This window comes from Burkholderia sp. WSM2232, from assembly GCF_000472545.1.
Classification (GTDB): domain Bacteria; phylum Pseudomonadota; class Gammaproteobacteria; order Burkholderiales; family Burkholderiaceae; genus Paraburkholderia.
The window spans coordinates 51,932-65,521 of the sequence record NZ_AWZV01000030.1; the positions used below are offsets into that span (position 1 = coordinate 51,932).

14 protein-coding genes are annotated in these 13,590 nt (G+C 63.5%); 7 read left to right on the forward strand and 7 right to left on the reverse strand.

The window, feature by feature from the left end; genetic code table 11:
• Nucleotides 1-4: 4 nt before the first annotated feature.
• The 4 genes from F757_RS0124275 to F757_RS0124300 all read left to right on the forward strand — a co-directional run bounded on the left by F757_RS0124275 (nucleotide 5) and on the right by F757_RS0124300 (nucleotide 3,335).
• Nucleotides 5-784, forward strand: coding sequence for a DUF2242 domain-containing protein (locus tag F757_RS0124275; protein ID WP_027213648.1), 780 nt, complete (start codon nucleotides 5-7; stop codon nucleotides 782-784).
• A 773-nt stretch (nucleotides 785-1,557) separates the two neighbouring features.
• Complete coding sequence (locus F757_RS0124285; protein ID WP_027213649.1) at nucleotides 1,558-1,812, forward strand: hypothetical protein; 255 nt, start codon at nucleotides 1,558-1,560, stop codon at nucleotides 1,810-1,812.
• A 337-nt stretch (nucleotides 1,813-2,149) separates the two neighbouring features.
• A complete protein-coding gene (locus F757_RS0124295; RefSeq protein ID WP_013340777.1) occupies nucleotides 2,150-2,902 on the forward strand; it encodes an IclR family transcriptional regulator domain-containing protein in 753 nt (250 codons plus the stop codon).
• A gap of 220 nt (nucleotides 2,903-3,122) precedes the next feature.
• Entirely contained in the window at nucleotides 3,123-3,335 is a 213-nt protein-coding gene (locus F757_RS0124300; RefSeq protein ID WP_027213651.1) for a hypothetical protein, read from the forward strand.
• Nucleotides 3,336-3,571: 236 nt separating this feature from the next.
• Here F757_RS0124300 and F757_RS0124305 read toward each other — a convergent pair whose 3' ends face one another.
• Both F757_RS0124305 and F757_RS0124310 read right to left on the reverse strand, forming a co-directional pair.
• Nucleotides 3,572-3,850, reverse strand: coding sequence for a hypothetical protein (locus F757_RS0124305; RefSeq protein WP_027213652.1), 279 nt, complete (start codon nucleotides 3,848-3,850; stop codon nucleotides 3,572-3,574).
• 248 nt (nucleotides 3,851-4,098) lie between these two features.
• Complete coding sequence (locus F757_RS0124310; protein WP_027213653.1) at nucleotides 4,099-4,968, reverse strand: Mut7-C RNAse domain-containing protein; 870 nt, start codon at nucleotides 4,966-4,968, stop codon at nucleotides 4,099-4,101.
• A gap of 519 nt (nucleotides 4,969-5,487) precedes the next feature.
• Here F757_RS0124310 and F757_RS0124315 point away from each other — a divergent pair.
• Both F757_RS0124315 and F757_RS0124320 read left to right on the forward strand, forming a co-directional pair.
• On the forward strand, nucleotides 5,488-6,357 hold the full coding sequence (locus F757_RS0124315; RefSeq protein ID WP_027213654.1) for an NAD(P)-dependent oxidoreductase: 870 nt from the start codon (nucleotides 5,488-5,490) through the stop codon (nucleotides 6,355-6,357).
• 222 nt (nucleotides 6,358-6,579) lie between these two features.
• A complete protein-coding gene (locus tag F757_RS0124320) occupies nucleotides 6,580-7,215 on the forward strand; it encodes a LysE family translocator (protein ID WP_027213655.1) in 636 nt (211 codons plus the stop codon).
• 276 nt (nucleotides 7,216-7,491) lie between these two features.
• Here the strand turns inward: F757_RS0124320 and F757_RS0124325 are convergent, their stop codons facing one another.
• Nucleotides 7,492-8,316: an OmpW/AlkL family protein gene (locus tag F757_RS0124325; protein ID WP_027213656.1), complete on the reverse strand. Its 825-nt coding sequence runs from the start codon at nucleotides 8,314-8,316 to the stop codon at nucleotides 7,492-7,494.
• Between F757_RS0124325 and F757_RS0124330 the strand changes: the two genes are divergently transcribed.
• Nucleotides 8,315-8,500 carry a hypothetical protein gene (locus F757_RS0124330; protein ID WP_027213657.1) on the forward strand — a complete coding sequence of 62 codons (186 nt, stop codon included), beginning with the start codon at nucleotides 8,315-8,317 and terminating at the stop codon, nucleotides 8,498-8,500. The genes F757_RS0124325 and F757_RS0124330 overlap by 2 nt on opposite strands.
• Here the strand turns inward: F757_RS0124330 and F757_RS0124335 are convergent.
• The 4 genes from F757_RS0124335 to F757_RS0124350 form a co-directional block, all read right to left on the reverse strand.
• Complete coding sequence (locus tag F757_RS0124335) at nucleotides 8,494-9,744, reverse strand: DUF2957 domain-containing protein (RefSeq protein WP_027213658.1); 1,251 nt, start codon at nucleotides 9,742-9,744, stop codon at nucleotides 8,494-8,496. The two genes, F757_RS0124330 and F757_RS0124335, sit on opposite strands and share 7 nt — an antisense overlap.
• A gap of 99 nt (nucleotides 9,745-9,843) precedes the next feature.
• On the reverse strand, nucleotides 9,844-11,265 hold the full coding sequence (locus tag F757_RS0124340; protein ID WP_027213659.1) for a DUF2957 domain-containing protein: 1,422 nt from the start codon (nucleotides 11,263-11,265) through the stop codon (nucleotides 9,844-9,846).
• A 490-nt stretch (nucleotides 11,266-11,755) separates the two neighbouring features.
• A complete protein-coding gene (argC, locus tag F757_RS0124345; protein ID WP_027213660.1) occupies nucleotides 11,756-12,703 on the reverse strand; it encodes an N-acetyl-gamma-glutamyl-phosphate reductase in 948 nt (315 codons plus the stop codon).
• A 275-nt stretch (nucleotides 12,704-12,978) separates the two neighbouring features.
• Nucleotides 12,979-13,581 (reverse strand): YbhB/YbcL family Raf kinase inhibitor-like protein, encoded by a 603-nt coding sequence (locus F757_RS0124350; RefSeq protein ID WP_035467445.1) that lies wholly within the window; start codon nucleotides 13,579-13,581, stop codon nucleotides 12,979-12,981.
• Nucleotides 13,582-13,590: the final 9 nt, after the last annotated feature.

Sequence of the window (13,590 nt, forward strand, 5' to 3'; positions counted from 1 at the left end):
GACCATGTCTATCTCGCTTTTCAAGACCACCGTCGCCTCGTTCTGCGGCCTGATGATGCTCGCCGCTTGCAGCAGCACGCCCACCCCCAAGTTCCAGCAGGAGCTGTTTGAAACGGGTGCGAGCCCCTATGCACGCAATTTCAATTCGAGCGTGACCGACACCTGCGAAGCCGCGCGTCGCGCGTTGCTGAGTCAGGGTTATCTGACGACGATGACGCGCAACGATACCGTCGACGGCACGAAGAATTTCCAGCCATCCGGCGATACGCACGTGGTGGTCGAATTTCACGTGGTGTGCACGCCGGGCGAGGAGGCGAGCAGTACGAGCATCGTCTACGTGAACGCGGTGCAGAACGGCTTCGCGCTGAAGAAGAGCGATACGTCGGCGAGCGTCGGGTTGAGCGTGCTCGGTTCCCTGTCGCTACCCATCCGCTCCAACAGCGACGCGATGGTGAAAATTTCCAGCGAGACGATTCCCTCGGGCAAGTTCTACGACCGCTTCTTCGGGCTGGTCGATCATTATCTGCAGACGGTCGTGCGGACACAGCCTGTCGTGAACGACCGCGTCGAGACCCGTCTGTTGCCGATGCCCGTCGAGGTGGCTGCACCGGAACCGGCACCGGCACCGACGTCGGCGCCGGTAACAGCTACGGCGCCTGGGTCTACTCCAACTTCCTCTTCCACGCCGACGCCGACGTCATTGTCTAACGCGACAGACACACCGGACCTGATCGGCGAAGCCGCCGCTGTCCATCCAGCCAGCGAAACCGGCGCCGTTCGCTAAGCCACGGCCTCAATCGGTATCGCCCGTGCGCAGCGCGTTCCGCTTGCAAAAGCGGCGCGCGGCCACAGTTGTCCTATGTCGTTTACTTTCTTCATATATATACGTAGTAGTAGTTAACAAGGGAAAGCCCGCCCTGTGGATAACGACGGATTCTTCCGTTACTTCAAGGTAATGCGAAGCCGATAACCGTAAGGGACGTTTCTGTAGAAAAGCTACCAGACCGGGATAAGTTTCGCCGATACCGACGCCGGAGCCCATTTATCAAGATTCGGCTCACAGGCTGTTCCTTGCGCTATCCCAACGTTATGCAAAGGCCAGTGTGGATAAGTGACACGCAGCGTCCGTTGCCGACGGCCTGGGCTTTTGTCTGCCCTTTGCTCGTGAGCGAACAGATGGCTTTCCGCGCCGAGCGCAAGGTGAGAGCCGACGGTACGAAGATTGCGTCTCTCTTTTTTGCAAGCGCAGCTGTTGCTATTTAGTCAAATCAGCTTTGGTAATGCCCGACCTGGGCATAGAGTTAAAGTGTTTTCTGAAGTGATTGGTGCAGTGCGGGGGTGTGGAATGAAGCGCAGAACAGCACGACAGTTGGTCCGTCTCCTTTCGGATATCCGGCATGCGGCTCATTGCAGCACGCTGCGGGCAGCAGCCACTAACCGGGAGATGGCGCTTGCGTCGGCCGAGCGGCAGGACAGCCCGACCGACAGTCACGAAGCTGACGACACCCCGGACGCGACGCGCGAAGCACCCGTAAACAAGCCGACGAGGAGCGGGTCATGAGAGGCGCGAACGAACAGTCGTTGCGTTTCCTGGTCGAGAAGTGGCTAGCGCCCGCGCCTTCCGCGGTCGTGCATGTCACCGAATTCAGCCGCACTCGCGTGGGCGGCCGGCGCTACGTTCGCGTGGAAACCTCTGCTGGCAGCGGCTCACGCGGGCTTTTCTTCTTCCGTCATGACGACGGTTGCTGGTGCGTGTTCCCGCCGACTGGCGACGCCCAGCACCACTTGTACGCGCATCCCCAGGCCGCCTGAGCGCCGCCAGCGCGGCAGAAGCGACGGGCGTCCTGCCCGCCGTCTTGCGGACCTCGCAGGTAAGAAGCGCGCCAGTTCCCATCACGGCGAGCCGCACCGTCACCCTACCTTAGCCCTTTGCGCGCGATAACCGCGCAACGGCGGTCCGGCTTCGGGCACAATTGCGCGCAATGACCGGTGCCTCCCGCATTGGCTGCCGTCGCCTCGCCACCCGACGCACACGGCGAACGTGACGACGTGGCGCTCCGACGCCGCGACAAACGCGCCGACGACGCCGACGACGCCGACCACGCAAGCGGCAAACACCTCATCAGCCGGCCACATCTCAGGCAACCCGATGGACGACAAAGACTGGATCGCCGGCGCCGCGAAGGCCCTTGCGATCATCGAGGCATTCGACGAAGAACACGCGCGCATGACGCCCACTGCTGTGGCCGGCCGCGCGGGGCTTTCGCGCACGGCGGCGCGCCGCTATCTGCTGACCCTGCGCGAGCTCGGCTATGTCGATACCGACGGCAAGCTGTTCTGGCTTGCGCCGCGTGTGCTGCGCCTCGGCCAGTCGTATCTGGACTCGGCGCGTTTGCCGCGCACCGTGCAGCCCTTCCTGCAGCGCATTACGGCCACGCTTCAGGAAACGGCGCTGGTCGCGATCCTCGACGAACACGACGTGGTGTACGTGGCCCGCAACGGCGTGAATCGCGCGATGGCGGTCGGCTTCGTGCTCGGCTCGCGTGTGCCGGCGCCCTTGTCGTCGGCGGGGCTGGTCCTGCTCGCATTCCAGGCGCCGGAGAGCATCGAGCAATGGCTGGCGTCGTATCCGATCAAGGTGTTCACCCCGCACACGTATGCCACCGTCGAACGGCTGCGCGAAGTGCTGGGCGAAATCCGGCGCAACGGCTATGTGGTCACCGACCAGCAACTCGAACTCGGCGTGCGCGGCGTCGCGGTGCCGTTGCGTGACCGGCACGGCACTGTGGTCGCCGCGATCAGCGTGAGCATGCCGATTGGCGAAGAGTCGGCAAACGCCGCTCTGCACCGTGTTCTGCCGACGCTGCTCGACACCGCCAGCCTGCTGCGCAACCTCGTCTGACGTCGGTTAGGTGATTTCCCGTATACCAGTTTTATGAGTGAAAGCATGTCGAAAGCAAGCTGTCTCCCGGAAAATACATATCCGGTTTTGGGCATGACAAACCGCCTACGCCAGGTAATACTCTCCCGCGGGGAGCGGTAAGGCTCCTGAGCCCTACCTGCTTCACCGTGCAGCTATTTCATTCACACTGACTCAGTCGTTGAGGTTTGGGGAACAACACATGAAAAAAGTTATCGTCTCGCTCGCAGCTGCATCTATCGCGCTGGTTTCGGTTCAGGCTTTCGCGCAGGCATCGGACGCAGCCGCTCCGGTTGCTGCAGCTAGCGCAGTGAAGAAGCACCACGTCAAGAAGCTGAAGACGCACGGCAAGCGCGCTCCGGTCGCAGCAGCGGCATCGGCAGCGGGCACGAACGACAAGGGCACGCAGAACTAAGCAGGCGTGTCCTGCCGCAAGCACTGCTTCGCCGCTTGCGCGTGCCGCTCGTGCGGCGCGTGTCAGCCGGGTTGAATGCAGTTGCAGCAAGCAAAAAGGCCAGAGTTCGTGCTCTGGCCTTTTCGTTTTATGGGTCCGTTCGCCGCGGCAGTTGACGGTAGGGTGGCAACGTCCGGCCCAACGCATGTCCACCGCGAGCGCGCATGCTACGCGCGTACGGCATCAGCCAGCGACGCTCACTGCGCGAGACCGCGCGTGATCACTTCGTTCAGCAGCCCGGTCATGCCCTGCGGATGCTCGGCGGCGCGCTCTTTGAGCTGCTCCACCAGATCGCTGTTCAGCTTGCACGCGAACGGGACGAGACCCTGCGCCTGATCGAGCTTGCGCTGTTCGCGCCGGTCGATTTTTGGCGCTGCGGCCGCGGCTTTGCCGAAGCGCTCGGCGGTGCCTTGCTTCATTGCATTGTTGAGCTTGAGTGCCTTGTTCTTTTCAAGGTCGGTCTTTTTCATCGCCATACGTCAGGCCTCTGCCAGATAGGTAATCCTGCATTGTACGCAGGGTGCGTTGTGACGGGCGAGCGCGCCGGGAGCCGAGTCACGGCGCGGGGGGAGGGTGAGCCGTCGACGGCGTTAGCGGTGGGGTATCGGTGCGGGCAGAGCGATCATGACGTCAACGGCGTCAACGCCATCAACCGTCAGCCGTTAGCGTCAGCCGTCAGCCGTCAGCCGTCAGCCGTCAGCGGTCAGCCGTCAGCCATCAGCCATCAGCCATCAACGCCTTTACGCCGACTAGCCCTTCCAGCCGCCGCATCCTTTCCAGCGATACCAGTTCCATTAGCTCTGTCTGTCCCATCGGCTCCACCAGCGCCTGCGCCGCACGCGTCCGAAACTGCCGGACTTGCCGCGACGCTGTCCATCAACGCGCGCATCCGCTGCCAATGCGTGCCTTCCCAGAACACGCGGCGGCACACGTCGCAGGTGACGAACTGCTTGTGCCGCTGCAGGACGCCGTCGGGCGCGCGGTCGCCGACTTCCTCGCGCCCAATGCGCCTGAGCGGCGCGTTGCACATCAGACATAGCCGGAACGGCTGAGCGCTGCCCGCGAGATCGAGCCGTTCGAACACTTCGCGCAGTTGCTCACGTGGCCTCAGCGTGCGCACATAGCATCCATGGGTGATCGCGCGGCGTTTCAGCAGTTCGCGGTCGCGGGTGAGTACGATCCGGTCTTGAGCGGCGGCGAGCGCCTCGATGTGCGCGTCGGGAAAGTGATTGTCGTAGAGCGTGTCGAAGCCCGCGAGCCGCAGCAGTGGGGCGAGCCCGCCAAGATGCGCGTCGGCGATAAAGCGCACGACGCGTAGCGGCCGTTCACGCACGCGCAGCAGCGGGCGAATATCGAGCGCTTCAAACTTCGGATACACGGCAACGCGGTCGCCGTCCGCGACCGGGTGATTGAAACCGACTGACTCCCCGTTCACGAGGATCAGCTCGACTTCGGTATGCGGTACGCCGAGCGCTTCGATCGCGTGCTTGGTGGTCGCGTCGCGCGCGCACGCATAGGCGAACGCGCGCCGGCGCAGCGGCCGGGCGAGAAAATCGTTCAGCTCCTCGTAGAAGCGGAAAGTCGCGGTGACCATCGTCGCAGTATGGCACCGCGCGGCGTTACGTGGGCGGCGAGGGCGAGGCGGGCCGCCGGCTGTGCAGCAGGTGTCGGTGGCCCGCTGGGTCGTTTGCTGTTCTTCCCGTCGGGATTCCGATGTGCTTGCCGCCGTGCTTTCTCTCAGGCGTCCGGATGTGCTTTTGCCACTGTTCTTCCCGTCGGGCTTCTCACTGTGCTTGCCGCTGTGCTTCCCCTCAGGCGTCCCGATGTGCTTGCCGCTGTGCTTCCCGTCGGCCTTCCCATCGCGCTTCTTGCTGTGCTTCCCGCCGTGCTTTCCTCATATCGTTGTTTGTCGCCCGCCTGTGCGCCCAGCCCAAGCCAGTGACGGGACGGGCCTCCTCGCTCTTCAAGGCGAACGAGGCGCTCCCCGAACTCCCGCCCATCTCGCAGCAAGCTGATCCCGAAGTCACCGTCACGCACCCCGCGGTTGCGTCGTTCTCTGCGCCTGTCGCATGACTGTGCTTTACTTCCACATCTTCAGATGACGGAGTCACAGATGGACATTGGTTTTATCGGCCTCGGCGAGATGGGCGCCGCGATGGTTGCAAACATTCTGAAAGCGGGGCACCAGGTGCGCGTGTGGAACCGCTCGCCGGAACGCGCACAGGCGCTTGCCGCGAGCGGCGCGCGAATTGTCGCCACGCCGGCCGAAGCATTTGACGGCGACGCCGTATTCTCCATGCTCGCCGACGATGCCGCGCTGCGCGAGGTCGTGACGGCGTCGCTGCTCGAGCACGCGCCACGCGGGCTGATCCACGTGAACATGGCGACGATTTCTGTCGCGCTTGCCGAGGAACTGGCGACCGCTCATGCGTCACGCGGTGTCGATTACGTCGCGGCGCCCGTGCTCGGCCGGCCCGACGTGGCCGCGGCGGGCAAGCTGACGATCGTCGCGGGCGGGCCGGCCGAGGCGATCGACCGCGTGCAGCCGGTTTTCGACGCCATCGGCCAGAAGACGTGGCGCATCGGCTCGCTGCCGCAACAGGCGAATGTGATCAAGGTTGCGGCGAATTTCATGCTTGGCGCGGCCGTCGAGACGCTCGGCGAAGCCGCCGCTCTGGTGTCCGGGCATGGCCTCGCGATCCAGGATTTCCTCGACGTCATCACGAGCGGCATTTTCCCGGGCCCGGTCTACGCGGGCTACGGCAAGATGATCGCGGACAACCGCTACGAGCCGGCGCTCTTCAAGGCGCGTCTGGGACTGAAGGACTTGCGCCTTGCGCTGGCCGCAGCAGACGCGGTTACGACGCCGCTTCCGATTGCGAGCGTCGTGCGTGACAGTCTGATCGACGCTATCGCGCACGGCGACGGCGAAAAGGACTTCGCCGTGCTCGGCCAGGTGGCGGCGCGGCGCGCCGGCCGCTGACGGTTGCAGCATGAGCGCTGTGCGGGCGCGGTCATTCGTCTGTCGCAAGCGCAGCGGGCGGAAAACCGCTCAGAGTCGTGGCGACGCGCAGCGGGCGGACAGCCGCTCAGAGTCGTGGCGACGCGCAGCGGACGGACAACCGCCCGAATGCCTGCAAGCGCTGTGCGCGCCCGAACCCGCAACAATGGATAATAGTGGTCCCATTTTCTACACGGTGATGCCATGAGTCTGCATACCTGGTGGCTGTTCGTTGCCACCGTTTTTGTCGTGTGCGCCATTCCCGGCCCGAACATGCTGCTCGTCATGACGCACGGCGCCCGGCACGGCCTGCGGCGCACGAGCGCAACCATGGCGGGTTGTCTGTCGGCCCTGGTGCTGATGCTGGCGGTATCGGCGGCCGGGCTCGGCGTCTTTCTCGAAGCGTGGCCGGCTCTGTTCAATGCACTGCGCCTGATCGGCGCGGCTTACCTGATCTATCTGGGCATCAAGGCGTGGCGTGCTCCGGCTGACGAGGTCGCCGCGTCCGAGGTCGAAGAACTGGCCGCGAAGCCGGTCCATTCGCGCCTGGCCTTGTTTCGCAACGGTTTCCTGGTTGCGAGCAGCAACCCAAAGGCGATTCTGTTCGCCGCGGCGCTGCTGCCGCAATTCATCGACGCCGCGCTGCCCAAGCTGCCTCAGTTCGGCATTCTGGTGGCTACGTTCGCCGTCATCGAGGTGAGCTGGTATCTCGTCTACGCGGGATTCGGCACGCGTATCGGCAGCCGTCTGAAGAGCCGCAGCGTTGCGCGCATCTTCAACCGTCTGACCGGCGGCGTGTTCGTCGGCTTTGGCGCGATGATGGCGCTGGTCCGACATTAAGGCCGCCGGGCGAGAGGCCGCACAACGAAGCACATGTGGCGAAATCGCAACAAGACGGGAGAACCCTGATTTTCATGTTGCGTCGCACCAAACCATTTGCTATAGTTCGTCCTGTCTCCTCCATGTCTCCTCTGATATGGATTCAGCCCGCCACCTTAGGCGGGCTTTTTTTTGCCCCAATCTCCACGTATTGCCGAAACGGCTTAGCGGATAACGCCCGCAGAGGGCCGGGGGCCGCGCTCGGCCTTCAATTGCAGCGTGCCGGCAGCATTCCCGTCAGAACTTGTATGAAACGGCGAGGAAGGAGATGATCGGGTCCGCTTTCAACTCAGCCTTCGAGACGCCCAGTTCCGTGCCGTCCGCAGCCTTGATGATCACGGACGATGTGGTCTTCAGCGGAATGTAGGTCACGGAGGCCACCAGACCCCAATGGTCTGTGATGTTGTATGCGAGACCCGCATTGAACACCGGCGCCCACGACGACGAAGCCTTCGCCGACACCTGCGTCGTGCCCGGCTTGCCTGCGCCGGCAGCGAGAATGGCACCGAGATTTTCCTGCGTCGAATGGACGAAGTTCTGGCTCAACTGAATGTCAGAAAACCAGTTGTACGACACGCCGACGCCGACAAACGGCCTGAGTCTGGCCGTCGGGGTATTGAAGTAGTACTGAAAGAGCAGTGCCGGACTCCACTGGCGCACGCTTTTGACGATCGGATTGGATTGCGGATCGCCAATATCCTGTTGCCCAAGCGCACCGGCCGGTCCAGGCGGCTTGATCGTGCCATGCCCATAAATCTTGAAGACGGGCGGCACGCCTGCCACTGTCGTCACCGCAATGTGATCGGTCAGGTAATGGCTGAAGACGAGGCCGACGGTATTGGCGGTGTTCGTCGACAGACTCGTGCCGGCCGAGGTGAACGAGCTCGGCAGGCGCAGCGGCGTATTGATGGGCGTGGGCGCCACGTTGGTGGTCAGCGGCGTGCTCGAGTCCTTGGGCATGACGTGGAACCAGCCGAGCACAGCGACGTTGTCGCCCGCATGTTGCGCGTGAGCGCTGACCGACAGGCACGCGGCCAGCATCAAGAGACAGATTCTTTTCATGTTGTTGCTCCTCCTTGAGCGCTCGCCGGGCGCGAGGCGCGCGGCGAACGTTGGCGGCCAGGCCGGCCGCGAGGCCGACGCCCGGGACAGACGCCGCGCCGGCCGCCGCATGGCGAGTGCGGGCAGCAGCGGCGGCGCGAGCGCCTCGTTGCTTGCCGATGACGCGGGACGCGCCCGTTACTGAACGAAGGCGCCGATCGTGAAGTACGGCGAGGCCGCGTTGGTCAGATCGAGATAGCCGAACACGCCGCCCGTGAAAATCATCTTTCCTGTCGGCGTATTGCCCGTGGATGCGCCTACTCGTGTGGTCGTGACCACGCCCGGCACGGTTTGCGTGAAGTCGAGGTTCAGCGCGGTCGCGAGCGAAGCCTGCGACGGGTTGAACGGGTCGAGCAGCGTCGCCTGGGTGCCTGCGAGCGCCGTGGTGCGATAGTCGAACTGGCTATCCACGCCGATGTACTCGCCGTTCTGCGAGTTGAGCGCGATCGGGCTTTGCGGCGCGAGAATGGAGATGCCCGATTCGTCGTCGGCGTAAGGTCCGAGCGCGCCGTTTTGCGGCACGGTCACCGACGAGTTGGCTGCGCCCGTGCGCACCAGAATCGGCACCAACTGGTTGCGCAGCTTGCCGACGATCATGTAGCCGCGCGCTTCCGGCGTGGTAGCAAGTGTGGGCTTCGCCTGTCCCTGGAAGTTATTGGTCTGGAACGCGCCGCTGCCGTCGGACGCCTGCGTGAAGTTGCTGCCTGGCTGCTGACATTTGCCCGCGTTCACGCCCGAGTTGTCACACTCGCTCCACGTGCCGTCGGCATTGATGGTGATCTTCGAATCCACGGCGACCGGCGCGAAATTCTGCGACGGCACCTGGTGATAGCCGAGCTGGTTGTAAGTGCCGGCCACCTTCGCAAGATCCGTTTCGATCGACGAGAAGCCGATGAACGGGTAATACGGGAACTTGGTGTCCGGCACGGCGCCGACGCCCAGAATGCCGCCGAACGAAATTTCGGCGCCCGGAATGGTGCCGCCCGCCACGCCCTCGCCGACAAAGATCCGCGCCGGACGGTTCGGATCGAGACTCGCGCCGTTTAGACGGAAAGCGCACTGATTGAGCTTCTTGGTCGGCAGCAGGGTCTCCTGGGTCAGCGTGCCGCTTGCGGTCTGGCCGGCGCGGGTCGGCACAACCGTGCCGGTGGTCGCGGGAATCGGTGATTCGACATAGGTCACCTGCCAGGTCATCTTCGTCGTGTCGAGCTGCAGTTTGACTAGCTCGCCGTCACCGCCGCCGCCCGTGTAGACCGTGGTGTAGTCCAACGCCGCGGGACACAGCCGAACCTCCGTCACCGGGCCGTCGCCATTGCCGCCGCCTCCACCGCCGCATGCCGCCAGCAACGGTGCCGCACAGGCAAGCACCGACAGAAATCTCCATTTCATACCGCCTCCAGAATTTTTTCGTTGTAGATGGCCGGCTCCCAGTCCAGCCACCGCCTGGTTTTTCTATGTCTCGAGTTGCGAACTGCCGTGTTGCGTCGACTACTTGCTGATCTGCGCGCCGATACCGAAATACGGCGTGCTCGACGTGTCGGAGTTGGCCGATGTCGGCGCGACGCCGCCGTTTTCGGTGCCCTGAATCGCAATGGCGTACAGGCCGCCGGACGCGATTGCGAAGCCGCTCTTGCCGTTCTTGTCCTGCACGCCGACGAGCCCTGGGCTCGCGAGCCCATAGCCGAGGCCAAAGCCGCTTTCGGCCGCCGAGGTGGTCGGATTGATGAACGTGCCGACGCCGCCCTGGATGAGCGTTGCGGTGTACCTGAAGTTGGAGTCCGCGCCGACATAGCCGCCGTCGAACCCGCCGGATGCGAGCGGTGTGGCGGCGGCGAGCATCGCGATGCCGGATTCGTCGTCGACCTTGGCGTCCAGATGAAGCGGCGCCGTGCCCAGGTTGATGTAGCCGGTGCGCACGATGAGCGGCACCGTGGCGCCGTTGATCTGGCCGAGCACCATGTGCGCGGTGCCCGATTTGCCGGTCGCGCCGATCAGCGGCAACTGGAACTGCTGCACGATCTGCGGCGCCTGCTGGCTGTCGAAGTAGCCGTTGCTGTTGAGCGTCCATGGGTTGCCGGTCGAGAGGCAACCGCCTGCATTCGGCGAGTAATTCGGGTTCGCGGCGTTGCTGCTCGTGCAGGTACCGCTCGCGTCGAAGGTTTCCACGGTGTTCGTCGCGACTGTCGAATAATTGCCGGACGGCGCGAGGTGATACAGCAAGCCGTTGTACGTGCCTGGCAGCCTGGTGATGTCGGTGGTGGTGCTGGCGAAGCCGAGGAACGGGTAAAAGTCGAAGTGGCGGTTCGGCACCGCGCCGATGCCCGAGCCGATCAACGGAATGGACAGCCCGTCGAACTGGATCGTCGCGCCGGGAATTCCGCCGCCTGCCACGCCCTGGCCGACCAGGATCATCGGCGGATTGGGGTTGTTGGTGAAGTCCGGCGTCGTGTAAGGCTGGCCGTCGCCGGCCGCCGTGCCGCTGCCTGCGCCCAGAATGAAAGCGCAACGTGTTTGCTCGGCAGTCGGCAGCGTGCCGGTTGGCGGATGAATTACCGCGCCTGTGATTTGTGTGCCGGCGCGGGTCGGCGTGACGCTGCCGGTGCGCAGCGGAATCGGCGACTCGAGCCATTTCAGCGTGTAGGTCATCGCGGTGGCGTCGATGTTCAACTGGACCACCTCGCCACTGCCGGCGCCACCCAGAAAGGTGCTTTTGACGATATCGGCGGTCGCCGGGCACAACGCGGCCGACGTGCCGCTCGAAGCGGGCGGACCCTGCACACCGCAACTCGAACCTGAGCACTGCGGCGCATTGATCGGGCCGGGATTGTCCGATTTGCCGCCGCCACAGGCAATTAGAAAAGGAGTCGTGGCAATAGCCATTGCCAGGCCTCGAATAACGGCGTCCGCCATGTTGCTGTCTCCCTTCATGTATTTGTGCGAGCTAATTTCGCCGCGCGATTAATGCCTGTCAATTGAATGAGCCGTCTAAAAAGGCCGATTCAAACAGCGGTATTTTGGCGACACGCGCAGTGCATGGGCGCTAGCGGCCCTTTTAAACAGAAACGCGGATCGGGCTCGCAAGGCAGTGCCGTTGTTTCTCCGCACGCCCTTGCCTGGCATGCCTTGGAGCAAAATGGCTCCATCATCTTCGAACGACCGTTCGGCAAAAAATCCGGAGTTTCCCCAGGCGGAAAACTATGCCGTATGAGTCGCCGGAAGGAAGACTTACCGCAAAAATTCCGATGTAGTCCGCTTTCTATTTTTTAAGTAATACGGGCTTCTACTGATTATCTGTTAAAGAAAGCGGGCACTCTGCGGGTTTAAAACAAAAAAGCCGGTCTTTAAGACCGGCTTTCGTAAAGCTGACAAACGGTGAATTGCCGCGCTATTTAAACTTTCGTTAGCGCTTCAAACCGCTTTCCTCGGCGGCGCCGATGGCGAGATTCATACACTGAATCGCCGCACCCGAAGCACCCTTGCCGAGATTGTCCAGACGCGCGACGGTTACGAAGCGCTCGGCCGTGCCGAACACGAAGAGATCGACACGATTTGTGTCATTGTTCGCCTGCACGTCGAAGAAGCCGCTGTCGAGGTTCGCTTCTGCGTCGAACGGCGCAACGCGCACGAAAGCTTCGCCTGCGTAGTACTCGGCGAGCAGCGCCTGCACTTCTTGAGGCGTGGTTTTCTTGGCGAGCTGGCGCGGCGAAAAGTAGGTGGTCACCGCAAGGCCCTTGTAGAAGTCCCCGACGATGGGCGTGAACACCGGCGCCGACTTCAACCCTGTATGCGCCGCCATTTCCGGCAGATGCTTGTGCGTGAGGCCGAGTGCATAAGGCCGCGGGCTCTTCAGCCTGTCGTTGCCGCCGGCTTCGTAGTCCGCAATCATTTTCTTGCCGCCGCCGCTGTAGCCGGTGATCGAATACGCATGGGCGTCGAACTCCGGCGCGACCACGCCGCCTTCCACGAGCGGGCGCATGGCGAGCACAAAAGCCGATGCATGGCAGCCCGGCACGGCAATGCGTTTGGCCGTGCGCAGGCGCTCGCGCTGCGCGCGAGCGAGTTCGGGCAGGCCGTAAGCCCAGTCCGCCGACGTGCGAAACGCCGTGCTCGCGTCGATCAGCACCGTGCGCTCATTGTCGACGAGCGAAGCCGACTCGCGCGAGGCGACGTCGGGCAGGCACAGGAACGTAACGTCCGACGCATTGATCAGACGGCGGCGCTCCTCGATGTCTTTGCGCTTCGCTTCGTCGATACGCAGAATTTCCACGTCCGCACGCTGCGACAGGTACTCGAAAATCTTCAGGCCGGTCGTGCCTTCCTGTCCGTCGACAAAAACTTTCGTGCTCATCTCAATCTCACTGGCTGCTCGGGAAACGGCGCGCAACGCCGCGCGAAAACGCCATTTTAAGACTTGATCGGCATGGGCGTGCGCAAGTGCGGAAAAACGGCGCAAAAAAGAGCGGAAAAGCGACGATGCTCGCACGAAGTGACAGCGGCGTGACCGTGGGGCGCGAGGGCCCGCGTGGCGGGCGCGGACACAGCGCGGTCACTCGTGAGAAAGGTCTTAAGACACAGGTCGGCGCAATCACGCCGGCCGGCACGCGTCACGTCGGCCGCGCATTCCTACCGCCCGTAATTCACCACCATCCTGGCACTGCCGAGCGTCGCCGTACCGATCTCGTGATCGAACATCAGCGCCGGGCGGCCTTGCGCGAGGCGAAGGTCCGCGGAGTTCAGCGCATACACGGTAATCACATAGCGGTGCGGTTTGCCCGGCGGCGGACACGGTCCGCCATAGCCGTCGCTGTCGAAGTCGTTGCGGGCTTCCACGGCGCCGAGCCTTCTCAGGAAGCCGGATGCGCTTGCATTCTCGGGCAGGCTGGCGACGCTCGCCGGAATGCCGGCAACCGCCCAGTGCCACCAGCCGCGTCCCGGCGCGTCGGGGTCGAACATCGTAATCGCGAAACCGCGCGTGCCGTGCGGCGCGTCGCGCCACGTCAATTGCGGCGAGCGGTTGCCGCCCTTGCAGTCGCCCTGGTCGAAAACCTGCGGAGAACTGACGGTGCCGCCCGCACTGAAACTGGCGCTGGTCAGAGAAAATGTGCCCTCGGCCCGAGCTCGCGCACCATGCGCGACCCACAGCGCCAGGCCGAGCATGGCGTAGGCAAAAACCGGCAGTCGGCGAAACGGTGAAGCGTGCGAAACAACCAGGCAACGCAGACGCATGTGCCGGTT